26 protein-coding genes and 1 pseudogene are annotated in these 23208 nt (G+C 60.8%); 13 read left to right on the top strand and 14 right to left on the bottom strand.

Annotation, left to right across the window (positions count from 1 at the left end):
* Window positions 1-206: pseudogene (groEL, locus tag EOC94_RS30585) on the top strand (chaperonin GroEL); the annotation flags it as partial.
* 110 nt (window positions 207-316) lie between these two features.
* On the opposite strand, the gene EOC94_RS30580 reads toward groEL, so the two are convergent.
* Window positions 317-916 (bottom strand): TetR/AcrR family transcriptional regulator, encoded by a 600-nt coding sequence (locus EOC94_RS30580; protein WP_127295233.1) that lies wholly within the window; start codon window positions 914-916, stop codon window positions 317-319.
* Window positions 917-1029: 113 nt separating this feature from the next.
* Here EOC94_RS30580 and EOC94_RS30575 point away from each other — a divergent pair, with 113 nt between their 5' ends.
* Both EOC94_RS30575 and EOC94_RS30570 read left to right on the top strand, forming a co-directional pair.
* Window positions 1030-1473 (top strand): OsmC family protein, encoded by a 444-nt coding sequence (locus EOC94_RS30575; RefSeq protein WP_127295231.1) that lies wholly within the window; start codon window positions 1030-1032, stop codon window positions 1471-1473.
* 17 nt (window positions 1474-1490) lie between these two features.
* The gene (locus EOC94_RS30570) at window positions 1491-1877 is read left to right on the top strand and encodes a nuclear transport factor 2 family protein (RefSeq protein WP_127295229.1); all 387 of its coding nucleotides are present in this window, start codon (window positions 1491-1493) and stop codon (window positions 1875-1877) included.
* A gap of 215 nt (window positions 1878-2092) precedes the next feature.
* Here the strand turns inward: EOC94_RS30570 and EOC94_RS30560 are convergent, their stop codons facing one another.
* The gene (locus tag EOC94_RS30560) at window positions 2093-2704 is read right to left on the bottom strand and encodes a LysE family translocator (RefSeq protein ID WP_127295227.1); all 612 of its coding nucleotides are present in this window, start codon (window positions 2702-2704) and stop codon (window positions 2093-2095) included.
* A 278-nt stretch (window positions 2705-2982) separates the two neighbouring features.
* On the opposite strand from EOC94_RS30560, the gene EOC94_RS30555 reads away from it, so the two are divergent.
* A complete protein-coding gene (locus tag EOC94_RS30555; RefSeq protein ID WP_127295225.1) occupies window positions 2983-3828 on the top strand; it encodes a class I SAM-dependent methyltransferase in 846 nt (281 codons plus the stop codon).
* Window positions 3829-4228: 400 nt separating this feature from the next.
* A complete protein-coding gene (locus EOC94_RS30550) occupies window positions 4229-4630 on the top strand; it encodes a hypothetical protein (protein ID WP_245465690.1) in 402 nt (133 codons plus the stop codon).
* A 183-nt stretch (window positions 4631-4813) separates the two neighbouring features.
* Here EOC94_RS30550 and EOC94_RS30545 read toward each other — a convergent pair whose 3' ends face one another.
* The 5 genes from EOC94_RS30545 to EOC94_RS30525 form a co-directional block, all read right to left on the bottom strand.
* Entirely contained in the window at window positions 4814-5149 is a 336-nt protein-coding gene (locus EOC94_RS30545; RefSeq protein WP_245465691.1) for a YkgJ family cysteine cluster protein, read from the bottom strand.
* Between the two features lie 47 nt (window positions 5150-5196).
* Window positions 5197-5361 carry a hypothetical protein gene (locus EOC94_RS30540; RefSeq protein ID WP_127295221.1) on the bottom strand — a complete coding sequence of 55 codons (165 nt, stop codon included), beginning with the start codon at window positions 5359-5361 and terminating at the stop codon, window positions 5197-5199.
* A gap of 1 nt (window position 5362) precedes the next feature.
* A complete protein-coding gene (locus EOC94_RS30535) occupies window positions 5363-5770 on the bottom strand; it encodes a hypothetical protein (RefSeq protein ID WP_095489282.1) in 408 nt (135 codons plus the stop codon).
* Complete coding sequence (locus EOC94_RS30530) at window positions 5770-5997, bottom strand: hypothetical protein (RefSeq protein WP_095489283.1); 228 nt, start codon at window positions 5995-5997, stop codon at window positions 5770-5772. Before EOC94_RS30530 ends, EOC94_RS30535 begins: the two co-directional genes overlap by 1 nt.
* Window positions 5998-6342: 345 nt before the next feature.
* Entirely contained in the window at window positions 6343-6552 is a 210-nt protein-coding gene (locus tag EOC94_RS30525; protein ID WP_010915421.1) for a cold-shock protein, read from the bottom strand.
* Between the two features lie 550 nt (window positions 6553-7102).
* Between EOC94_RS30525 and EOC94_RS30520 the strand changes: the two genes are divergently transcribed.
* Entirely contained in the window at window positions 7103-7282 is a 180-nt protein-coding gene (locus EOC94_RS30520) for a CsbD family protein (protein ID WP_126107058.1), read from the top strand.
* Between the two features lie 177 nt (window positions 7283-7459).
* On the opposite strand, the gene EOC94_RS30515 is transcribed toward EOC94_RS30520, so the two are convergent.
* Window positions 7460-8590 carry a metallophosphoesterase gene (locus EOC94_RS30515; RefSeq protein WP_127295219.1) on the bottom strand — a complete coding sequence of 377 codons (1131 nt, stop codon included), beginning with the start codon at window positions 8588-8590 and terminating at the stop codon, window positions 7460-7462.
* Window positions 8591-8716: 126 nt separating this feature from the next.
* Between EOC94_RS30515 and EOC94_RS30510 the strand changes: the two genes are divergently transcribed.
* Entirely contained in the window at window positions 8717-9304 is a 588-nt protein-coding gene (locus tag EOC94_RS30510; RefSeq protein ID WP_095489286.1) for a hypothetical protein, read from the top strand.
* 32 nt (window positions 9305-9336) lie between these two features.
* On the opposite strand, the gene EOC94_RS30505 is transcribed toward EOC94_RS30510, so the two are convergent.
* Entirely contained in the window at window positions 9337-10035 is a 699-nt protein-coding gene (locus EOC94_RS30505; protein WP_185928358.1) for a TetR/AcrR family transcriptional regulator, read from the bottom strand.
* Window positions 10036-10117: 82 nt separating this feature from the next.
* Between EOC94_RS30505 and EOC94_RS30500 the strand changes: the two genes are divergently transcribed.
* Window positions 10118-10888 (top strand): NIPSNAP family protein, encoded by a 771-nt coding sequence (locus tag EOC94_RS30500; RefSeq protein WP_127295217.1) that lies wholly within the window; start codon window positions 10118-10120, stop codon window positions 10886-10888.
* A 63-nt stretch (window positions 10889-10951) separates the two neighbouring features.
* On the opposite strand, the gene EOC94_RS30495 is transcribed toward EOC94_RS30500, so the two are convergent.
* Complete coding sequence (locus EOC94_RS30495) at window positions 10952-11914, bottom strand: glycosyl transferase family 90 (protein WP_127295215.1); 963 nt, start codon at window positions 11912-11914, stop codon at window positions 10952-10954.
* 27 nt (window positions 11915-11941) lie between these two features.
* Here EOC94_RS30495 and EOC94_RS30490 point away from each other — a divergent pair, with 27 nt between their 5' ends.
* Window positions 11942-13084 carry a UDP-galactopyranose mutase gene (locus EOC94_RS30490; protein WP_127295213.1) on the top strand — a complete coding sequence of 381 codons (1143 nt, stop codon included), beginning with the start codon at window positions 11942-11944 and terminating at the stop codon, window positions 13082-13084.
* Window positions 13085-13142: 58 nt separating this feature from the next.
* Window positions 13143-14141: a glycosyltransferase gene (locus tag EOC94_RS30485; protein WP_127295211.1), complete on the top strand. Its 999-nt coding sequence runs from the start codon at window positions 13143-13145 to the stop codon at window positions 14139-14141.
* Window positions 14142-14197: 56 nt separating this feature from the next.
* On the opposite strand, the gene EOC94_RS30480 is transcribed toward EOC94_RS30485, so the two are convergent.
* Entirely contained in the window at window positions 14198-15130 is a 933-nt protein-coding gene (locus tag EOC94_RS30480) for a hypothetical protein (protein ID WP_095489291.1), read from the bottom strand.
* 163 nt (window positions 15131-15293) lie between these two features.
* A complete protein-coding gene (locus tag EOC94_RS30475) occupies window positions 15294-16301 on the bottom strand; it encodes an NAD-dependent epimerase/dehydratase family protein (RefSeq protein ID WP_127295209.1) in 1008 nt (335 codons plus the stop codon).
* Between the two features lie 345 nt (window positions 16302-16646).
* Here EOC94_RS30475 and fumC point away from each other — a divergent pair, with 345 nt between their 5' ends.
* The 3 genes from fumC to EOC94_RS30460 all read left to right on the top strand — a co-directional run bounded on the left by fumC (window position 16647) and on the right by EOC94_RS30460 (window position 19207).
* The gene (fumC, locus tag EOC94_RS30470; RefSeq protein ID WP_095489325.1) at window positions 16647-18044 is read left to right on the top strand and encodes a class II fumarate hydratase; all 1398 of its coding nucleotides are present in this window, start codon (window positions 16647-16649) and stop codon (window positions 18042-18044) included.
* 142 nt (window positions 18045-18186) lie between these two features.
* Window positions 18187-18609 (top strand): DoxX family protein, encoded by a 423-nt coding sequence (locus EOC94_RS30465; protein ID WP_095489293.1) that lies wholly within the window; start codon window positions 18187-18189, stop codon window positions 18607-18609.
* A gap of 175 nt (window positions 18610-18784) precedes the next feature.
* A complete protein-coding gene (locus tag EOC94_RS30460) occupies window positions 18785-19207 on the top strand; it encodes a DoxX family protein (protein ID WP_095489294.1) in 423 nt (140 codons plus the stop codon).
* 5 nt (window positions 19208-19212) lie between these two features.
* On the opposite strand, the gene ppx is transcribed toward EOC94_RS30460, so the two are convergent.
* Both ppx and EOC94_RS30450 read right to left on the bottom strand, forming a co-directional pair.
* On the bottom strand, window positions 19213-20745 hold the full coding sequence (ppx, locus tag EOC94_RS30455; protein WP_095489295.1) for an exopolyphosphatase: 1533 nt from the start codon (window positions 20743-20745) through the stop codon (window positions 19213-19215).
* Window positions 20745-22946: an RNA degradosome polyphosphate kinase gene (locus EOC94_RS30450; protein ID WP_127295207.1), complete on the bottom strand. Its 2202-nt coding sequence runs from the start codon at window positions 22944-22946 to the stop codon at window positions 20745-20747. Before EOC94_RS30450 ends, ppx begins: the two co-directional genes overlap by 1 nt.
* Between the last annotated feature and the right edge of the window lie 262 nt (window positions 22947-23208).

Raw genomic sequence — 23208 nt, 5'->3', positions numbered from 1 at the left:
AATATGGCGACATGATCGCCATGGGTATCGTCGATCCGGTCAAGGTCGTGCGCACGGCTCTCCAGGATGCGGCCTCGGTCGCCGGCCTGCTGGTCACCACCGAAGCCATGATCGCGGAGGCTCCGAAGAAGGAGTCGGCTGGCGGCGGCATGCCAGGCGGCATGGGCGGCGGCGGCATGGGCGGCATGGGCGGCATGGATTTCTAATCCACGTATCCATCAGCCTTCAGATACGGAAAGGGCGGCCGAGAGGTCGCCCTTTTTGTTGCCATCGGCCGATTATTTCGCCGGAGCGCCCCCCGGCTCAGATGCTACCGTCAATGCGCTGCGACAGCGACCTTCTTGGCCGGCAACGCACTTTCCACCAGCGCGGCGACCTCATCGGCCACCGCCAGCACCGGGGCGCGGTCGCGGGTGGCGCGCGCGATCACCATCAGCCCTTCCAGCGATGATTCGACAAGCAGTGCCAGAGCGTGGGCGCGACGCTCGGGCACCCCTGCCCTGACGAAGGCCGCCTGCAGCAAGCCTATCCATTGCTCGAAGGCCGACCGGCACAGTTCGGCCAGCTCCGGCATGTTGGCCGGCGAGTCCAGCACTACAGGCGCGACCGGACAGCCAAGGGTGAACTGGTTGTCCTCCAGCATGCGTGCGACCGCCTGGTAGATGTGGTGGACGGCCACCGCCGGGTCCTGCTCGGCGGCGAGCGCCTCATCCATCCATTGCGTGACCTTTTCGACGCTGTCGCGCGTCACCTCGACGACCAATTGGTCCTTGCCGCCCGGAAAATGAAAATAGAGCGATCCTCTCGGCGCACCGGAGGCGCTCAAAATATCGTTGAGCGAGGTGCCGTGATAGCCGCGCTGCCTCAGCAGCAGCGCCGTCGCTTCGATCATGCGGGTGCGTGTATCGTTCGCCATGTCAGCCTCTGTCAGGAGCGAGCATTATAGGCCTTGCGCCGAGTATGACAACCGGTCTATATATTATGTAGATCGGTCTATATATTGGGTTTCATCGAAGAGGAGAAAAGCGAATGACCATCCGTGAGGCAGAAGCCCAATGGCAAGGGTCGTTGAAAGAAGGTTCGGGCCGGCTGCGGCTCGGCAGCGGCGTCTTCGAAGGTGCCTATTCCTTCCGGTCGCGCTTCGAGAACGGTCCCGGCACGAACCCCGAGGAACTGATCGCGGCGGCGCATGCCGGCTGCTTTTCGATGGCGCTGAGCGCCATAGCCGGCAGCGGCGGCCATGTCCCCGCACGGATCCACACCGTCGCCAAAGTGCACCTCGGCATGAGCAAGGCGGGACCGACGATCATCCGCATCGATCTTGAAACGGAAGCAGAAATCCCGGGCCTGGCGCCCGAGGAATTCCAGCGCCTTGCCCAGTCTGCGAAAGCGACATGCCTGGTCTCACGCGCCCTGGCTGGTGTGGCTGACATCACGCTCAAGGCCGACTTGGTCACGGCCGCGGAGAAATGAAATCTGGAGATACTGAGATGAAACAGGATAGCATCATGGTCATCCATCCAGACGACCAATCCAGACAGACGGCCGAGATCATGCGGCGCTACAACGACGTGTTCCAGCTTCATGATCCATCGACACTCCCGGGCCTGGTGGCCGAGGACTGCGTCATCGAAAATACCGTGCCGGCGCCGGACGGCGCCCGCCATGCCGGCCGGGAGGCGTGCGTGCGGCTGTGGTCGGCGATAGCCAGCGAACCCGGCACCCGCTTCGACATCGAGGAGACCTTCGTCGCCGGTGAACGGGCGACAATCCGCTGGCGTTACTGGCGTGCCGACGGCAACTCCATCCGTGGCGTCAATCTGATGCGCGTAGCGGACGGGCTGATCGTCGAGGCGATGGGTTATGTGAAGGGATAGGTTTGGCGCTGCCCCTCATTGCCCTGCCGGGCATTTCTCCCCGTATAGTGACGGGGAGAAAGCTGCCTTCGCGAAAGATTTCGCCAATCTCAAGCGTTAAAGGAAGGATGCCAGGTTGCGGCCAGCCCCTTCTCCCCGTCCTAGACGGGGAGAAGGGGCTGGCAGGCAGATGAGGGGCGGCGCCAGCTTCGACGACTGCCCGCGATCCTTACTGTCTACCGGTCCGTCAGTGCCAGTTTTGCGCCGAGCGCGACGAAGGCGCCGGCGAAGGTGCGGCGCATCCAGGTCAGCACCATCGGCCGCGACACGACATGACTGCGGATCGAGGCGGCGAAGATGCCGTAGCCGACGAAGACGACAAAGGTCAAAAGCATGAAGACGGTGCTGAGCTCCAGCATCCTCGACAGCGCATGCGGTTCGGTGGTGCTGACGAACTGCGGCAGAAAGGCGAAGAAGAAGATCGACAGTTTCGGGTTGAGGACGTTGATCAGAATGCCCGAGGTGATCACCTTGCCGACCGAGCGCGGCGCGACATCCTGCCCGACGTTCAAGCCGCCGCTCTCCTTCAACGTGTTCCACGCCATGTACAGCAGGTAGGCTACGCCCAGATATTTGATCGTCTCAAAGGCGAGTGCGCTGGTGTGCAGCAGCGCCGCCAGCCCGGTGATGGCGGCCGCCATATGCGGAATGATGCCGAGCGTGCAACCGAAAGCAGCGACAATGCTGGCGCGCGCGCCACGCGAAAGCCCGGCGCTCAGCGTATAAAGAACGCCGGTGCCGGGCGAAGCCACGACAATCAGCGACGTCAACAAGAATTCGATGCTCACGGATGATCTCCCGGCGTTGTCCCTGCCGCCGGCAACGTAGCCAGCCAAACGCGTGGGCACAAGCCAGCCCGAGGGCCGTTAGTGCCTCATTTCGAATTTCGGCTCACGACCCTTCTTTGCCCTTTGTTCGGAGGACTTCTAAGGCAAGCATTGACCCTGAAGCGACATTCGCATTGAGGTCAACAGCGAGTCTGATTGACTGGCTGCCGCATCGGCGCATAGTCGTCGACTAACGCGATGTCCCCTTTGGGGAACAGTCGTATGAGGGGAGGCAAGCCATGGAAGTCGCAGGTGGCGCTCGTGCCGACGTCCACGTCCCGTATATTCTCGTCCATTCCGATCGCGAGATCAGGCGTCTCAGCCATCAGGCGGGCATCATTAACCCGATCACGCGAAGAATCTTGCTGTCTGCGGGCATAAGTCCCGGGATGCGCGTGCTCGACGTCGGCTGTGGCGCGGGCGACGTTACATTCCTGGTTTCCGAGATGGTAGGCAGCGAAGGTCAGGTCATCGGCGCTGATCGGGCTCCAGCGGCCCTTGCGGCGGCGGAGGGGCGCGCGGCGACGCATCCGATCCAGAATGTCAGCTTCCGTGAAGGCGATCCCGCGGCACTCTCGTTCGACCGACCGTTCGACGCCGTGATCGGCCGCTATGTTCTGATGTTTCAAGCCGATCCTGTGGCCATCCTGCGAGGCGTCGCTCGCCATCTCCGGCCTGGAGGGATCATCGTCTTCCATGAGCCGGATTGGGACGGCTGTCGATCCAGCCCGCCGGCGCCGACCTACGACGACTGCTGTCGATGGATCGTCGAGACGTTCCGGCGCAGCGGTATCGAGACCAACATGGGTATCAAGCTCGATGCGGCATTCCGCGCGGCTGGATTGATCGCGCCCTCAATGCACTTGGAGGCGGTCGTTGGAGGAACCAAGAGCGGTTTCGAATGGTCACACCAGACCGCTGAACTCATTGTCACGATGCTGCCGGAAATCCAGAGCCGGGGAGTTGCGACGGCCGCTGAGGTCGATATTGAAACCTTGGGACAGCGCATGCAGCGCGAAATCGAGGCGGGTAGCGTGATCGTGAGCCGCTCGGAAGTGGGCGCCTGGTCGCGTGCCCCGACCTAGCCATGACAAGACTGGAGCGACAGGGTAGCCCGTAACAATCCTTCTCCTGGGTTCTGGGCGGCTGCCTTGCAGGAAAGACCAAGGCGAATGTCCCGCTCTTGGCAACGTGCTCGTTCTGGCAGATGAGCCGAACGGCGACTTCCCACCCATTCCGGGCGCGCTCCTCACGCCTTAGGTATCTCCTTAGCAGCACCACGTTTTCTAGTGGTGAAAACCTGACGGCTGGTACCCGTCGTGGAAGACCGCTCCGGATAGGATTTCCGTCAGCGTACTGTGCTGACTTCGACGACTACGAGGGAACGGCCTGTCGATGGTGCCGGTTGGCTGCTACGCCGTGCCGACCTGGGGAGTGCTGGGGCGGGTTGTGCAAAGAGATGCTGTTTCGGACCGAGGTTCAATCATGATCGACGACCGCCTCACCATCCTGAATTTATACGAGCTGAAGAAGACGCCGGAAGACTTCGAGATAGCGGTAGGCGCGCTGGCAAGGCGGGTCGAAGCCGAAGGTCATCCGGGAGTCCTGTCCTACAGGTTCTTCGTGAACGCCACGGAGAGGACAGCGCGCGGCGTCATCGACTATAAAGATCCTGACGCTTGGATCGGGCACCACGACATTGCCATGAACTGGCCCGAAATGACCGCGTTGCATGCGGCGGCGAGGTTGGCGGAAGTCATCTTTCTCGGCCCGCTGACAGCCGAAATCCAAGCCTGGATTGAAAGCTCGGCGCTGACGGAACGAGTTCGTAGCGGGAATATATTTGCAGGCGGATTCAAGAGGCTGAGTGGCTGGTCGAACGAATGACTGGATGGCGTCACCACTTCCCGTTCGGACTCTCCGGCGGAAGGGTAGAAAAGGGCTCGTGAGCTGTATTCGCCTCGGGCACCAAGCGTTGGATTTTCGCCACTCGAATTCGGCGCGCCAATGTCGACTTTCCACCCGAAGTGGAAAGTCAAACTAAAACACTACCTGAGAGCCGGACTCGTACTACAGCGTCGACAGCCCATGCGCCTTGCGCGCCATCAGGCAATCGTCGCCACCGGGCATGCAGGCGCGGCAGACGTCCGGTCGGACCTCGTAGATGCCACAGGCGGTCGACTTGCCGACCTCGCCGGAAAGTGCCGAACAGCGCACGCCGTCGCAGCGCATGCCGGCTTCGTCGGCGGCCACATAGTCTTGCGGGATCCGGTCGAGCTGAGCGTCATCCTCGGTCGAAAAGCGCGGCCATTCGGCCGAATAGGAACAGCAGGCGCCGCAGCTCTGGCAGTCGAAGAGAGGAGCGGCGCTCTCCTCCAGAGACGAAAAGTCCCCGGCGCTCGCCAGGGCAAGCGGCCCTGACGCAACGGGATCGGCGTTTCGCGGCAAGGGCGCTATTTCTTCTTCCTGGTCTTGCGCGATGCGACATCCGCCGGCGACTTGAACAGATCGGTCGCGGCCTCGGCGGTGACGTCGGCTTTCGCTGCGGCGGCCGGCTTGGCCGGCTTGGCGGCAGCGGTTGCTGCCGGCTGATCCTTGGCGGAAAATTTTATGGCCATATCAATCCTCGTCAGAGAAACGCGATGATGGCGCATTCGGGTTGCGAAGGCGGCCGATCAGCGCCGAGACCGCCGTGATGTTCATTTCCTCGGGCGACCAGTTCCTGGCCTCCTCGATGTGCCGGGGCGCCAGCTCGCGATGCGTGCTGCCGCTATAGGCGGCATCCTGATGGGTGACGCGCTCGTGGGTCTTGGCATTTTCGCGGACATACTCGATCAAATAGTTCGGGCATTCGGAGCGGCCACGCACGCCGAGCCTGACCTGGGCATCGCCATGGGCGCGCCTGCAGCGCTCGAGCTTTTCGAGCACGCGGCGGACATATTCGACCGGCTTGTCGAGTTCTCCCACGACATCGGCGATGGTCGAATCGGCGGCGATCGCCTTTTGCGGGACGCGCTTGGTGGCCATCAGCGTTTGCCCACGCGCTTCGGCGAGGCGGGGAGCGCGGCGGCCGCAGCCATCTCGTCGGCTTCCTTTTCCAGGCGCAATTCGCGCAGCCGCGCGGTCTTGGCTTCCCGGGCCTGGCTGACAGCATCCTGTTCGGAAATGATGCGGTTGAGCGACATGGACTGGGTCTGGGTCTTGCTGAAGATGGATTCGGCCTGGTCGCGGGATTTCTTTGAAGTGGCGGTCAAGGTCTTTCTCCCGGTTCGGAGCGTAATGCCGAAAAATGGCGAGACCGGTCTTTCGACCAGGACCACGCACAAAGCAATACGGCAGTCGGATTCAAATTGCTGGAGCACCCTTAACACGTTCAAGCGAACGCGCGGTGCTCTTTTCGAACTTTTGAAGCGCCCCAAACGCAAAAGGCCAGGCATTGCCTGACCTTCCGCTGGAGCGCCGCGCGTCCTTTTGGACGCGCTGACACTTTTTCATCTGCGCATGATCCTTCGGAAACGATGTCTCCGGGATCACGCGCTGGAATCCGCCATTCACCGGTGCCGGTACATCCGTGGTCACCGGCGAGGCTGAATTCCGTTTTAGGCCGCCTTCAACTGATCGGCGGACATCTTGCCCGACTTGTTGTCGCGGACCATCTCATAGCCGAGCTTCTGGCCCTCGACGATGTCGCGCATTCCGGCGCGCTCTACGGCCGAGATGTGGACAAAAACGTCGGCGGAGCCGTCGTCAGGCTGAATAAAACCAAAACCCTTGGTGGCGTTGAACCATTTAACTGTGCCTGTGCTCATAACGAACCCTTTCCGTGGCAAATATTCGTTCGCCGTCATGCGAATGCACAACAACGTTTGTCTCGATTTTGATGGGGGAAGTTCGTCAAAGGCGCGCCTGAGCACGCGGATAACAAAAGTCAGTCAAACAAATATCGACGAATTTCTTATAGACTTCTTTTGACGCCGTGTCAATTTTTGCTTTCGCCGCCCGGCGGACCGATCGCCGCCAGGTTGGATTAAGCAGGGATTCGATGGCGGATTTGGCGCCGAAACCGGTCGAGCGTCAGCTGTCGAAAAAAATCGCACCATGCCGGGAACCATTTTGGCATCCATGCATTTTGGGTATCGTCAGCAGTTCACGAGAGCAATCTCAGGAAAGGCTGACACAAAGGACGCCTCCCGTGCAATAAAACGCGCGAGGGGCGTTCTTTTATGGCGAGCGGCAATCGCCGCTTAGCGCCGGCGAGCCGGACGGCTCCGGCCATCGCGGACCCGTGGCCTCGGAACCGAAAAACCAGCCGCCCGTTTGCCCAGGACAAAGGCAAATTAAACCCCAGGAGATGCGGCCATGGTGAACAAGGATCAGGTTGCGGGCCTAGCCAAGCAGTTCAAAGGCTCCGTGAAGAAAGCCGCCGGCAAGGCCACCGGCAACAGGCGCGTCCAGGCTGAAGGCTCGGCCGACAAAATCGCCGGCAAATTGCAGAAGGCCTATGGCGACGTGAAGGACAGGGTCAGAAAGGCGCTCTGATCGCTGCGCTGCCGTTTTCAACAGCGATGAGGAAGCGGCTTAAGTAGCGGTTCAGCTTTTGATAAAAGCGCCGAACCGCTCTAAGTGTTTGCTTTTACGCAATTCCGGACGGAAAACCGCTACGCACTTTTCCTGGAATTGCTTTAGGCGGTTTGCTGTCTGCTTCAGTTGCCGCCGTTAGAAGTTCAGGCTCTTCGAGAAAGCGTTGGTGAAGGCGACCTCGCCATGATCGCCGATGGCTTCACCAAGCACCACGTCCATGCTGTCGCTGGTCACCCGCGCCAGCGCGAAGCCGCCCATATAGGCGGCCTTCGGCTTGAACAGATCGACCCCGTCGCGGCGGTAGATCATCGGCACCTCGTGCTGGTGACCGTGCAAGATAGCGACGACATTGTAGCCCTTCAGCGCCGCCAGCAGCGCCTGCCGGTCCGCTTCGCTCCACCAATGCGGCGGGCCAGGACCGTCATCGTCGAAGGTTCCTTTGGCGGCATCCCATCGTTCGATCGAAAAAACATCCCAGCCATAGTGTTGGAAGAGGATGACGGGGCGGCCATCCGCCGCATAGGTCGCCAGATCCTGCTTCAGCCATGGCAGGCTGGAGAGCGCGCCATGGCCGGTGTCGCCGGCAAAACGGTGCGTCTGGATGAGATGCAGGCCACCCCAGTCCCAGGAATAGCAGTCGGTATCGACATCGTAGTCGGTCGCCGGCACCGGCGGCTTGAAGAACACGCCCGGGCGGTGGTTGACCTCGATATAGTCTCGCAATTCGCGCCTATACCAGTCGACATGAGGTGGCGGGCCATTCTGGTCGAGATCATGGTTGCCGAGCCCGACATAGACCGGCATGTGCACGCGATCGGGGCCGACGCCTTGCTGATAGCGCTGGCTGAACTGGAGAAGCTGCGTGCCCTCGCTGGGCTGGGTGATCTGGCCGCCGCCATCGTCGGTCATGTCGCCGCCGACGACGAGGCCGAGCGGCGTGGCGATGCGGCTGCCGGCCGAACGCAAGCCGGTGGCGACGCCGTTGATTTCGGCCGGCCATTCCTTGTCGTCGATGGCGTTCAAGGCGGCGATACTGCGCAGCAAGGCAGCGTCGGTCTTGCCTTCCTGCTGGCAATTGGGGCTCAGCCCGCTGGCCATGCGGCAGGCATGGACATCAGCGATAAACAGGAAGGTGGCGTCGACGGGCGGACTGCGCTGCCCGGTCTGACCGAGCGCCGGTCGCGCAACGGCGCCGGCCGCAGCAAACCCTACCGCCTGCGCCAGAAAGCTGCGCCGGGAGAGTGATCCTGCCGAGATGCGATTCATGGCGCGAAATTCAGCACAGCCGGCGCCTCTTCGTCTAGTTGCCTCGAACAGTATGTCGACACGGTGCCGCAGGTCTGGCATTCCTTCCGGTGCTGCACTCAACTTACGCGAGCAGAGGAGGACGCCATGAAGACTATATCCATCGGCACGACACTCACCATCCTGGCGAGCGCCGCTCATGGTGCCGAGTGCATCGACGCCAAAGCCGCCAAGGCCGGCTTCGTTCTCGAAAGGCCCGGCATCCATAGCGAGTTTCGACCGGCGGCGGGTGGAATGGTGTCGGTTGCCAACGAATACCAATCCCAATCGCCGCAGACGCAGTTTCTGTTCGGCGGCCTGATCGAGGTGTTTCGCGACAGCGAGACCGGTCAGCTTGCCATGATCCCGCTTTCCGATCTCAGAAAGCTGTTTCCGCTCAAGGCCGGGGCGAAAAGCAAGACCGTATTCGTTCGCCTCGCACCCGACAAACAGCCGAAGGGCACCGAAACGCTCGAGATCAACGTCAAGGGCAAAGAGACGTTCGGCCTGGGCGACTGCAAATACAACGTGCTCGCCGTCAGGCAGACGATCAAGAACGAGGCCGGCAAGACACAGGATGAATTCACCGCGCTCTACGCGCCCGACCTGCAAGCCGTTCTGGCCAGGCGCTATGACGAGGGCACCAACGCCGAAAGCGTGGTCGGCTACGAGATCATCAAACCGCTACCGAATTAGGCTCCGGCAGGGCAGAGGGCTGACGCCCGGCATCAAACGACCCTGTGCTGCCGCAGCACCCTGCGACGTCGCTTCGCAACTGCTCCGCCCTTGGAGGACGAAGCTGGGGAAGCTCCCTGCCCCAGCGCGTTCAGGCAATCGCGCAGCACACCTGAATCCTGCGTCGTCTTGGCCATCGACATGGCGCCGGAATAGGTGGCGACCGCGAGCGCGGCGAAGCGCTGCGGATCGGTGTCCTGCTCCCTGCCCGCTTGCTGGTCGGCCCTGATCTTGTCAGCGATCGCCTCGCGCCATGCCGAAAAAATGGCGGCAAGAGCAGCCCGAAAATCCGGATCGGCGAGCGACAGTTCATGCGCCAGATTGTTGAGCGGGCAGCCGCGCACGAAACACTGCTGCTCCAGTTCCGTTGCCACGGCCTCGAACACGCTGCGCACGCCCTCGCGCGCCGAGCCAGCCGCCTGCAGCGGCGCGATCCATGTTTCTTCTACGGCTGCCGCCACCCGCTCCTCGATCACCGCCAGCGCAAGCGCCTTCTTGGTCGGGAAATGATGATGCAGCGCGCCGCCAGTGACACCCGCCGCTGCCATCAGGTCACCGAGGCTGGAAGCGTGGTAGCCGCGCGCCTGAAAGGAGGCTTCGGCGACATCGAGCACGCGTTTGCGGAGGCCTTCCGGGTCGTTGGTGCGTTTCCTGGGCCGCACCTTTGGGCGAGCGGTAATCTCTGCTGACATCTCCACACGATAGCAGATTGACAAAACAGGACAACCGGTCTGTTTTAGAACAGGATGAACACCCTGTTTTGGAGATTGCTCGATGAGCCTGCCCCTGAATGCCCCGTCGAAATCCAGCTTCAACGCCTCGCCGATCGTCGAGCTCAGGCAATACACGCTGAAACCTGGCCGGCGCGAGGCGCTGATCAGCATCTTCGACGGTAACCTGATCGAGGGTCAGGAAACGGCAGGGATGACCATCATCGGCCAGTTCCGCGATCTCGACCGACCAAACATGTTCGTCTGGCTGCGCGGCTTCGACGGCATGGAAGCGCGCAAAAAAGCGCTGACCGCGTTTTACGAGGGATCGGTGTGGGCCGCCTGGCGCGATGCCGCCAACGCCACGATGATTGACTCCGACGACGTGCTGTTGCTGAAACCGGCATGGCCGGGCGCGGGCTTCGACCTGACGGGCTCGCAACGGACAGCCTTGCCGGCTTACGAAAAGCCAAGCAGAGACAACCGCTTGTCGGACATTGTTGTCATTAAGATTCATCATCTGCGGCCCGGCGCCGAAGTCGACTTCGCCAGCCGCTTCGAAACTGATGCCGAGTCCGTGCTGGCGGCACCTGGCGCGCGGCCACTCGCTGCGTTTGTCACCGAGCATGCCGAAAACAGCTTTCCCCGCCTGCCGGTTCGATCAGGCGAAAACGTTTTTATCAGCGTCACGGGTTTCGACAGCGCCGACGCCCATGCCCGTCATGAAGCAGCGCTTGCCGCCGCGCCGGCCTGGCAGGCATTGCAGTCGGACCAGGCCAGACCGACGGAAACGCTGCGTCTTTCGCCCACCTCACAATCGCTGCTCGGACGGTGACCTGTCGTGAGGTGTCTCACGAAGAGGCCTTCGCGACGCAAATAATACGTTGCCTTCGTTGGACTACCGTTTCGAACGCGTCAGTTTCCGAAGATTGGACTTCAAATTGCCGCCGGCAGCCACGTGGCCTTCAAGCAAGCGGGCCCATGTGGCCACCGCGGCCGAGCGCGTCAGGTTGGTTTGCGCGAATTGCTGCGCCTCCGCGGCTATTTCGGCCTCCATTTTCGGATTGGCACGCAACCATTCGATACGCTCGACCAGGTCGGACATGTTCCGTGCCACCGGGACGTAGTGACGAAACGGCTCGATGTCCCCGAAGAACCACTCATGCCATGGTCGTTCCTGCATCAGCACGACGCGCTTGGTGTGGAACAGCAATTTCAAGCGCCCGCTATAGCCCGCACCTTCGACGTCGATCATGTATCTGTATGTGGCTACCTGTTCCTCCATGGTCTTGAAAGCGCCAGAATATTGCACGGACGCGGAGTCGTAATCAGGCGCAGTGTCATAAGCCTCAAGGAGATCGGGCCGGACCGTCGCAGCCTGGACCGTTGCCTTGCGCGCATCGTTCATGCAGCGCCCTGCCCAAAACGCGCTGTTCTTGCGCGGCTGCCCTTCCGACGCGACTGCCATCGCCGACGTTTTTTGATCGTAGTCGTCGAATTTCGCCTCCGGCCAGCCATTGAAGATGCAATCAGGCGCGGCAATCTCGGCATAACCGCCTGCCGAAGAAAAGCCGAACCGCGTCCGGAAATACCTGGGTCTTTTTGCAAACGGCACATCGGCCAAGTTGACATAGAAAGATGGGATGCTACGAACGCCGAGCGATGCCAGCGCCTCGGCAATAAGGGTCAGGACTTGTATGTGCCTTTGAAGCCAGACGGCGCGGAAACTTGCCTGCAGCCTTCCCTTGCTGAACCGGCAGTACATTTCACCTCGATTAAGCCTATGCACCAAACCCCGCCCCTGTTCGGCGATGCGAACAGGAATGGGTAGGTTCGGGATCACTGCGTCGAGGCCTGCCATTTCAATGATGCTCTTCTGCGAGGTTATGTGCGGATTTTGATCGTAGGTGCCGGTGTGTCAGGCGCGACTTTGGCCAGATCGCTTGCTGACGCCGGCAATCCCGTTCGGGTTGTCGAGGCAAAGCCGCATCTCGGTGGGCACTGCCACACCGAGCGAGACGCGCGGACCGGCATCATGAAGCATGCGTTCGGACCGCATATCTTCCATTCCGACGATATGGATGTCTGGTCGTTCGTTTCACGATTTGCAGAATTCAGGCCTTTTGCGTTGGAGGTGAAGGCCAATGTGGCCGGGCGGCTGTTCTCGCTTCCAATCAATCTAAACACGTTGAACCAATTTTTCGGACGGCAGTTCACCGCAGAGGGCGCGCAGGCTCATATTCGGAATCTTTCGGTACCGCTGGACCATGACCCTCGAAATTTCGAAGAGCAAGCAATCTCAAGTATAGGTGAGGCGCTTTATAACGCGTTTTTCAAGGGCTATACGCAAAAGCAATGGGGACGTCCACCCGACCAGTTGCCGAGCGATATTTTCAAGCGCCTGCCACTGCGTTTTACCGAAGACAACAACTACTTTCACCATTCCAGGATCGGAATTCCGCAAGAAGGCTACACAGCCTTGGCGGAAAAGATGCTTCACCATCCGCTCATCACCGTCGAATATAATACCAAGTTCCACCGCGACGGCGTCGACCGCGAATTCGATCATATCTTCTACACAGGGGGACTGGATGCGTTTTTCAGTTTCGAGTTCGGGCGGCTGCCCTATCGGTCGCTGCGATTCGAGGATTTCGTCGTCACTGGAGACTTTCAGAAAAGCGCAGTCGTAAACTATCCCGATCCCGAGGTCCCATACACTCGGATTTCCGAACACAAGAAGTTCTCGCCGTGGGAAACACATGAAAAAAGCCTGTGTTCCCGCGAGTTCAGCTTCGAATGCGGCGAGAATGACGTTCCATTCTATCCGGTCAATCTAGCAGCCGGATCGGCGTTGCTGGATCGCTACCGGTATGAGGCCACGCAACTCCGCAACGTGAGTTTCGTAGGCCGCCTTGCGACGTTCAAATATCTCGATATGGACGTTGCCATTGGACAGGCGAGGCACGCTGCGGCAGTTACGATGGGCTGTCTTACCACCGATCTCCCGGTGCCCGCCTTCTTTCAGCCATGAGAAGTCAAGAGAGCTACGTCACAGCTTTCCGCGCCTGCGACAGCAAGCCAAGTATTTGATGAGCATGCGCTCTGAGGTGAGTCTAGATATGTCGCAAAATCCGTGCTTCTTTTTCGCTGCCGATCAAAATTACTTCCCGTACGCTTGCTTGGCCGCACGCCGTGTGCTGGACGTATCCGGCCCAATCAAGGGCTTTCTTCTTCAGACTGGCGCCGGCGCAAAGGAGTTGGAGGTCGCTGAACGCTTGCTCGGCTCCGCGGTCAGCATCCTCGACGTGTCGAGGTTCATGGAGGCGACAGACTTCAATCCGGGTCATCTGACCTTGGCGACCTATATCAGGCTGTTTGCAGATCAATTGCCTGAGTTCGAGCCCTACGATCGCATCGTCTATGCCGACAGCGACGTGCTCTTCAATCGATCGGTAGCCGACCTCGCCCACACGCAACTGCACGCGCCGTTGCTGGCCGCTCACGACGAGCAGAGCTATTTCGACGCGAAGTACCGGAAGCACCTGCCGATGAAGCCGGGCGCACCGAAATTCAATGCGGGCGTGCTGGTGTTCAACATGCCGCTGGTGCGGCGAGAGGGGTTATTGCAGAGGACTCGGCAACTCTCCTCGCAGCATACCTACGGTCTGGACCAAGGTGCGCTCAACGTTGCCTTTGAAGGCAGATGGCAGACTATGCACCCCTACTGGAACGTCATGACGAATTTCAGCAGTCAGATATCGTTCGGCAAGTCGTTCGCGCGTCATTTCACGCGGGGTAAACCCTGGTCGCAGCGTTCAATCGGCGTCGAGCCCGAAGCCTTGGCCATCTATCGCCAACTCGCAAAGGATACGCCTTGGGCCGGTCATTTCGCCCGGCAGCCGCGGTTCGCCCTCAAAAGCTTCACCCGAAAGCTCGATGCCATCACCGGCTTCCTCATCAATGACGAGAAGCGCAAACGAAGGTCCCGGTTTGACGCCGAACAGGTCAGCAGGATTTTTGCCGATCATGCGGACCGGTTCATGATGGCCGCGCAATATCCCGAGCGCGTTGCCGGGATCGCAAGGTAAGACCAAAAGCAGCCAGTCGGCCGGCTAGGCGCGTGTATCGCTCAGTTAGCCGAACATCAGTCGGCAATGCTTGGGGGAAGCGAAATCGTGTATTTCGGTGCCCGGCTCCTTTTGAGCTTGCGCCACGGCCTTAGCCGGTCTTTCAACGGGATCACAGGTGTTTTGTAAGACTGCGGGACAAGGCCGGCGAGCCTATAGTAGCTGTCAAGAATATTGGTTTGAAGCAGACGGCGTTCCTGGGTGAAGAAGCTGAAATGCGCTACGACCAGATCGCCGAGCACTTTGCCCGGGCGATCGAGCATCGCCGGCAGCGTTGCTGATAGCCACTCTTCCTCGCCGCCACTACCGCTCTTCGGCGGAATAAAAAGATCACCCAGTTCCACTATGTCGGATCCAAAGAAGCCGATCGCGTTGATCGAAAAGCGCGACAGCCGGATCTCCCGGTCCGGCACGCGGAAATCGCCGAGTCTGTTGGCTTTGACGGCTTCGATGAAGACCGGGTGAAGCGCCATCGGAAAACTAGCGTGGGCCCACGAGAATTCGCATGCCGCCTGACACGTAAGTGGCCCGTCGACCAAGACCCTGGAAAGATACTTGATCAGCGTGTTGCAGATTGCGTTGTTGATGATCAACGGCGCATACCACAGAGCCGACCCCCTTTCGCTTGCTACCCTCTCCATGAATCTAGGGAAGAAGCCATCTTCCAGAAAAACCACATCGTCGTCGAGGCGCAAATAGAAAGCGTCCGGATCGTCGCAGAAGCGAAAGAAGTCGCCGATCGCGTTGTTGCTGCCATCAGCATCAGGAAGCGTTTTTATCCTGCAACGCGTGTCTGTCGCAGCCAGCTGTTGGAGATAGGCACGATCGACCTCGTTGCGGCAATTGTCCCACAAATGCCATTCGTATACTTCAGGGCTCTTCAGTACATAATGGCTGAGCAGGCGGAGATATTTCTCGCGACCGGCCGGTGTCACAACAATCAATTTCACGAATAGGATGTCCTGTCATAGCCGCGCATCGGCTCGGCTGTTGCCTTGCCGTTTCTACTCCCGGCGAGATGATCGATATCGCCGCTTTGCTCAAACCACAGCGGTGGTCACAGTGCCAAGAGAATCGCCGGCATAAATGTCTCCCTGATCGTCGCGCAGGATTTCACGCACCGCTCACAGGGCGCATCGCAGGCACAGCCGAAGATTCCATGTTGGCCGAGCGCCATTCAGAAACCTGTTCTCGAAACCATTCAAGGGTCAGCCTAACGCCTTCTTGATAGCTGACCTTCGCTCCCCAGTCTGGAAGAACACGCCTGGCCAGAGTCAGGTCCGGGCATCGATTTGTGGGATCCTGGGGAGCTGGCGGATGATGCTCGACCCGGGAACCTGGAACGAGCGAACAGACGAAGTTTGCGATCTCCAGCACAGACACCTCGCAATCGTTTCCGATATTCAAAGGGCCCCGATACGATATGTTGTCGCGCCAGAAAAAACGCTCCAAACCGTCGACGATATCCTCGACATAACCCCAACTGCGGGATTGAAGACCGTCGCCATAGACCGTCAGGATTCCGGTGGTCAGGGCTTGGCTGATAAAATTCGATATAGCGCGACCATCGTCGATACGAGTTCGCGGTCCATATGTGTTGAACAATCTCGCGACACGGACATCGAGTCCGCTGATGCGCTGAGATTCAAACAACAGCGCTTCGGTGCAGCGCTTGCTCTCGTCGTATGACGATCGGGGTCCTATGCAATCCACCGAGCCCCTGTAGCTCTCCGGCTGCGGAGAGACCAAGGGGTCGCCATAGACTTCCGACGTCGAAGTGAAGCAGAAGCGACCACCCGGTTTGAGTAGCGTCAGAAGATTCAGCGCGCCCCCGATGTTGGCCTTGATCGTGCGTACCGGCTCGCGCATGTACCATGATGGAGAAGCAGGCGACGCCAAGTGCATGATTTCATCGAAGCGCTGGTGCGATGCGAAGCTCTCGGCGTCTTGTACTTCCAGGCTCAGTCGCGGATCATTGATATGCTCAATGTTCTGCTGCACTCCGGTCCACAGATTGTCGACGACAACCAACTTTCCCAGGTCGGCGCGCAGCAACAGGCGATCGACCAAATGCGATCCGATGAAGCCGCAGCCTCCAGACACCAACACGCTCCGCGACATGGAGTTTCTCCTCGACATTCGGCCATTCAACAAACAGCCGAACTGTTTTCTCGGAGGACGCCATACACGCATTCAGTCCAAAGCCATAAGTTTTTCCTGCCAGTGCACTTTATCCGCGCCGCGCTAGTTCGGATGAGGGTGTTCGAGTGGATCGCCCGCGTTGGAGTTTCTTCCACATACCTCAACCGTCTCGGCGCCAACGCGCCGATCCACCTTCTCGATAGCGAGAGAAGAAAGAAGATTCTCCTTCAACCGATTTGCATCCTTGCCGCCCGCAATCTCCGCTTGAAGCCATTTGTGCAACGCGATACGCCGGTGCCGAATTCGACAGACCGGAGAGACCAAGTGAGCGCGCCAGAGACCAGAACCGAAACCGACACGTTCGGTCCCATCGAGGTCGCCGCCGACCGCTACTGGGGCGCACAGGCGCAGCGTTCGCTGGGAAATTTCAAAATCGGCTGGGAAAAACAGCCAGCGTCGATCGTTCGCGCGCTCGGCATCGTCAAGCGGGCGGCGGCCGAAACCAATATGGAGCTGAAGCGGCTCGATCCGGCTATCGGCAAAGCGATCATCGAAGCCTCTCAGGAAGTCATCGACGGCAAGCTCAACGATCATTTCCCGCTGGTCGTCTGGCAGACCGGCTCGGGCACGCAATCCAACATGAACGCCAACGAGGTGATCTCCAATCGGGCGATCGAACTGCTGGGCGGTGTCATGGGATCCAAGAAACCGGTGCACCCCAACGACCACGTCAATATGAGCCAGTCGTCGAACGATACCTATCCGACGGCCATGCACATCGCCTGCGCCGAGCGCATCGTGCACGACCTGTTGCCGGCGCTCAGGCATTTGCACGCCGCGCTGGAGGCCAAGACCAAAGCTTTTGCCCACATCATCAAGATCGGCCGCACGCATACGCAGGACGCGACGCCCCTCACCCTTGGCCAGGAATTCTCAGGCTATGCCGCGCAGGTCGCCTCATCGATCAAACGCATCGAGATGACGCTGCCCGGCCTGCAGGAACTGGCGCAAGGCGGCACCGCCGTCGGCACCGGTCTCAACGCGCCGGTCGGTTTTGCCGAGAAGGTGGCGGCGCGCATTGCTGACATCACCGGCATCGCCTTCGTCACGGCGCCGAACAAGTTCGAGGCGCTAGCGGCCCATGATTCCATGGTGTTCTCGCATGGCGCCATCAACGCCTGCGCTGGCGCCCTGTTCAAGATTGCCAACGACATTCGTCTGCTCGGCTCCGGCCCGCGCTCCGGCCTTGGTGAACTGTCGCTGCCGGAAAACGAGCCGGGTTCATCGATCATGCCGGGCAAGGTCAACCCCACCCAGTGCGAGGCGTTGACGCAGGTCTGCATCCAGGTGTTCGGCAACAATGCGGCTGTGACCTTCGCCGGCAGTCAGGGCCATTTCGAGCTCAACGTCTACAACCCGCTGATGGCCTATAATTTCCTGCAGTCGGTGCAGCTGCTCGCCGACGCCTCCATCTCCTTCACCGACAATTGCGTTGTGGGCATTGAGGCGCGGGAAGACAACATCAAGGCCGCCCTGGACCGTTCGCTGATGCTGGTGACAGCACTGGCGCCGACCATCGGCTACGACAATGCCGCCAAGATCGCCAAGACCGCGCACAAGAACGGTACAACCTTGCGCGAGGAAGCGCTGGCCACCGGGCTGGTCACCGAAGCCGACTACGACCGCCTGGTGCGGCCGGAGGACATGACGCATCCCGGGTGACGTGACGTCATCCCCGATGATTTTTGCGCTGATCGCAGAAACGTTACTGCTGTGAACGATCTGTAACCAAATCCGCATCTTTGGTGAACAGTCGACCTGCTCTATCTGGATGGCACTACAACCCCTTCCGGAGAGAGTCACCATGTCCACCAACACGTCCGTTGCCGGTTCCGGCACCGTTTCCAACGCCTCGGCCACCATCCTGCTTGGCCGCGTCCTGCTTTCAGTCATCTTCGTGCTTTCCGGTTTCGGCAAGCTTACCGCGATCGCCGGCACCGCAGGCTACTTCGGCAGCATGGGCCTGCCGATGCCGACCGTAACGGCTGTTGTCGTCGGCCTGATCGAGCTGCTCGGCGGTCTCGCCATCCTCATCGGTTTCCAGACCCGGATCACCGCCTGGGTGCTGGCAGTCTTCACTGTCGCCACGGCGCTGGTCGCCCACACCGGCTGGGCCGATCAGATGCAGATGATCAGCTTCATGAAGAACCTGGCGATTTCCGGCGGTTTCCTCGTGCTGGCTTCCTCGGGCGCCGGCGCCTATTCGGTCGACGCCAAGCGCGGCTGACGCAAGCTAGTAGCTGTTGCAGCAAGGGGCGCGGAATTTTCCGCGTCCCTTTTTCGTTGTCGATCTACCAGACTGTCGATTGGCCGGGCCGAGTGGCCTGGCCCGAATTTCCGCTAAGATCGAGGGCGTCGGGGAGGAACAGGCCAACCGGCGTGGCCGACATCGGAGGTGACCAATGCCCCGCAATGCGCTGCTTCTGCTTTCCCGTCTTCTGCTTGCCGCCCTGTTCGTTCCGTCCGGCTTCCACGCGCTTACCGACATTACCGGCACATCAGGCTATTTTGCCGGCCTCGGCCTGCCGCTGCCGACGCTCGTGGCCTGGGTGACGGGGCTGTTCGAGCTGGTCGCCGGACTGCTCATCCTCGTCGGCCTCAAGACGCCGATCGTGGCACTCCTGCTTGCCGCCTTCTGCATCGCGGCAGGCTTCATCGGCCATTATGGCCAAGGTGGCGACGATCCGACGCTGGCCTTCATGCATTCACAGATGCTGATGAAGGACATCGCGCTATCCGGCGGTTTTCTGGCGCTGGCGATGGCTGGCGCAGGCGCCTATTCGATCGACGGGCGGGCTTTTAGGATCGGCCCTGAAACGACTTGACCAGACTACTTGGCTGGCATATTGGGGCCGCCCTCGACCGCCAGCACCAGTCGGCGATTGGTGACCCTCGCCAGTTGCGCCAGGCGGCCGGCAGGCCGCTCGCCGTAAAGATCGGCCAGCGACGCCGGCAGCACAAGCGCAAGCACGCCATTGCCGCGATTCTCCCATTTCAGCCGCGGCATGACGCCCGGCATCGCCGCCGTCAGCACGTAGACGACGCGCATCACCGCGGCCAGTGCGCGGGCGCGCTCGAGATAGCGCGGCGTCGCCAGCCCCCGGATTTCCGGAGCGGCATCGTTGAACAAGCCCTCGTGGCGAAACAGGTTGACAAGCGCCAGGAAGGCGCGCCCGGGATGGTCGACGCCGATGAAGGAGGCATGAGCGATGATGTTGAGCGACTGCTTGCCGCGATATTCGGGATGCGCGCGCCAACCGATGTCGGCAAGCAGACAGGCGGCCTGGCGATAGCGCCTCTCGTCGTCGGTCTCGTCGATGCCGAAGGCGGCAAAGGTCTTGCCCGTCCACTCGACAAGCTCATGCGCGTGGGTGACCGAGCGCGAGCGCAGCCGGGCGAGTTCCTCCGAAGCCGAGATCAGCGGATCTGCCTTCTGCTCGGCCTCGCCGAGCAGCGAATAGAGAAAGCCCTCGCGCACGCCCAGCGCCGAGACGATGATCTTGGACGGCTGCATCGCCGCCATGATCTCCTGGAGCACGATGGCGCCATAAGGCAGCAGCGAGCGGCGGTTCTTCGAGACGCCTTCGATACCCTTCACCTTCTCGATCTCACCCTTGGCCACCTGCTTGAGGAAGTTCGCGGCGCTTTCGATGCCGATCTCGTAATGGTGCATGACGCTCAGCGGATAGTTGGTCATTTCCATGTGCAGCCGGGCGAGGTTTCGCCAGGTGCCGCCGACCGCATAGAATGGCCTGCCCCGCCCGCCTTTCAGGAGCTTTGCCTTCGCGAGCTCGTCGCGCGCTATCTTTCCGGCCTGGGCCAGTGAGTTCTTCGCCATGTCCTGCAAGCGCAGGCCGCCCAGCGGCAGCGTGATGCCGTCGCCGATCGTCTCGCCGTCGACGTCCACCAGCTCAAGGCTGCCGCCACCGAGGTCGCCGGCGATGCCGTCAGCCGGATGGAAGCCGGAAATGACGCCAAGCGCGGAATAATGGGCTTCCTGGCGTCCGCTCAGCACCTGGACCTCGGTCTTGAGCACATCTTCGGCGCGGTGGATGAAATCGGGACCGTTGACCGCCTCGCGGGCAGCCGCGGTCGCCAGCACATACATGTGCTCGGCGCCGGCCTGCTCGGACAGCGCACGGAAACGGCGAAACTCCTCCATCGAGCGCGTCACCGCCTCGGGGTCCAGCTTTCCGGTCGACACGATGCCGCGACCGAGGCCAGCCAGCATCTTTTCGTTGAACAGCGTGGTCGGCGAGCGCGCCAGCCCCTCATAGACGACAAGACGGATCGAGTTCGACCCGATGTCGATGATGGACAGCGGTCGGCGGTCCTGAAGCCGGCCCTGGGACGTTGAAATCATCAGCCGGTCGCTGCGCCGTTTTTCTTGCGGCGCTTGAACTGCGCGATGCGCTTGGGCGCATGCGATTTCAGCGCATCACCCCGTCCGGAAAGGCTCGGATTGGTCATGAAATATTCCTGCGCGTTGAACGGTTCCTCGCCCTCCTCAAGCACGGCGCGCCGGGAGGTTCCGTCAGCCAATACGTCGAAACTTTGCTGGTTGTCCATGATGTTGCCCAGCATGATCTGGCCGAGCACTTGTTCATGCACCGTTGGATTGGTGATCGGCACCATGGTTTCGACGCGGCGGTCGAGATTGCGCGGCATCAAATCGGCCGACGAGATGTAGACGACCGCCCCGTCCGACGGCAGTCCATGGCCGTTGCCGAAACAGTAGATGCGGCTGTGTTCGAGGAAGCGGCCGACGATCGACTTGACCCTTATGTTTTCCGACAGGCCCGGCACCTGGGGCCTCAGGCAGCAGATGCCGCGCACGACTAGATCGATCTCGACGCCGGCGCGGCTGGCGTCATAGAGCGCGTCGATGATGATCGGGTCGACCAGCGAATTCATCTTCATCCAGATGCGGGCCGGCCTGCCCTCCAGCGCATGAGCAATCTCGGCCGAAATGTGCTTGAGGATGCGCTTGCGCAGCGTGAAGGGCGAGATGGCCAGCCGCATCTCCTCGGTCGGCTCGGCGTAGCCGGTGATGAAGTTGAACAGCTGGGCGACATCGCGGGCGATCGTCGGATCGGTGGTGAAGAAGGACAGGTCGGTGTAGATGCGCGCGGTGACCGGGTGGTAGTTGCCGGTGCCGAGATGCACGTAGTTGCGCAGCTTGCCGTCCTCGCGCCGCACCACCAGCGACATTTTCGCATGGGTCTTCAGCTCGAGGAAGCCGAACACGACCTGAACGCCGGCGCGCTCGAGATCGCGGGCCCAGCGGATGTTGGCTTCCTCGTCGAAACGCGCCTTGAGCTCGACCAGCGCCGTCACCGACTTGCCGGCCTCGGCCGCGTCGACCAAGGCGCGCACGATCGGGCTGTCGTTCGAGGTGCGATAGAGCGTCTGCTTGATCGCCACCACTTCCGGATCGGCCATCGCCTGGCGCAGGAACTGCACCACCACATCGAAGGATTCGTAGGGGTGGTGAACGATGATGTCCTTCTCGCGTATAGCAGCGAAACAGTCACCGCCATGCTCGCGGATGCGCTCGGGAAAGCGCGGATTATAGGGCGTGAACTTGAGATCGTCGCGGGCGATGGCGACGATCTCGGAAATCTGGCTGAGCGCCAGCGGACCGGTGAGCACGCTGATGCGGCTCGACGAGACGCCAAGCTCGCCGGCGACGAACTCGCGCAGCTCGGCCGGCATCAGCTTGTCGAATTCGATGCGGATGACCGAGCCGCGGCGGCGGCGCTTCAGCGCCGTCTCGAACAGGCGCACGAGATCCTCGGACTCCTCCTCGACCTCGATGTCACTGTCGCGGATGATGCGGAACGTGCCGGAGCCCTTGACTTCGTAGCCGGGGAACAGCTTGCCGATATAGAGGCCGACCGCCTCTTCCAGTGGAATGAAGCGGACATGACGCTTGCGGTCCGGCAAGCGGATGAAGCGCTTCAGCGCCACCGGCAGACGCAACAGCGCACTCATCTCCTCGCCATTCCTGCGATGGCGCAGTTGCAGGGCCATCGAGAAGCCGAGATTGGGAATGAACGGGAACGGATGCGCCGGGTCGATCGAAAGCGGTGTGAGCACCGGAAAGACCTGCTCCTGGAAATGATCCTCGAGCCAGGTCTTCTCGTCCTTGGTCAGCGCATCGCGGCTGATGCTCTCGATGCCTTCCTTGTCGAGCAGCAGCATCAGCGCGGAAAGGCTATTCTGCTGATCCTCCTGCAGACGCTCGACCTCGCGCAGCAGCTGTTCCAGCTGTTGTTCGGGGGTGCGGCCGTCCGGGCTCTTCAGCGTGATGCCTTCGCGAACCTGGCCGGCGAGACCGGCGACGCGCACCATGAAGAACTCGTCGAGATTGGCGGCGGATATCGACAGGAAGCGGACACGCTCGAGCAGCGGATGATTGGCGTTCAGCGACTCCTCAAGGACGCGGCGGTTGAATTGCAGCCAGGAAAACTCGCGGTTGACGAAGCGGTCCGGGTTGCCGCCCTCTGGGCTCGCCACCTCGACAGTGGTGAATTCGCTCTGCACCGGCTTTAGTTCGTTCATGGTTCCTGCTCGTTTCGCACCCGCTGCCCAGAGCGTCACGCGTCGTTCCGGATGCGCAAAGGACGCTCTACCACTTTTAAGCTACGCATGATCCCCAGCGAAACCGAATTCGATTTTCGCGGCCATGCCTTAACCGGCTTAGCTTATCCTGTGACAGGCTTTTACGACAGTTTGATTTCATCGATCTTGCAAAGAGACAGCTTATGATCCAGATGCAATCCAGGTACAGCGCAGCGCGTCCTTTGGACGCGCAAAGGACGCG

Origin of the sequence: Mesorhizobium sp. M6A.T.Ce.TU.016.01.1.1 (assembly GCF_003997065.1) — a bacterium.
Classification (GTDB): domain Bacteria; phylum Pseudomonadota; class Alphaproteobacteria; order Rhizobiales; family Rhizobiaceae; genus Mesorhizobium; species Mesorhizobium mediterraneum.
The sequence above is the reverse complement of the archived record's forward strand: the minus strand, read 5'-3'. Positions and strand labels throughout refer to the sequence as shown.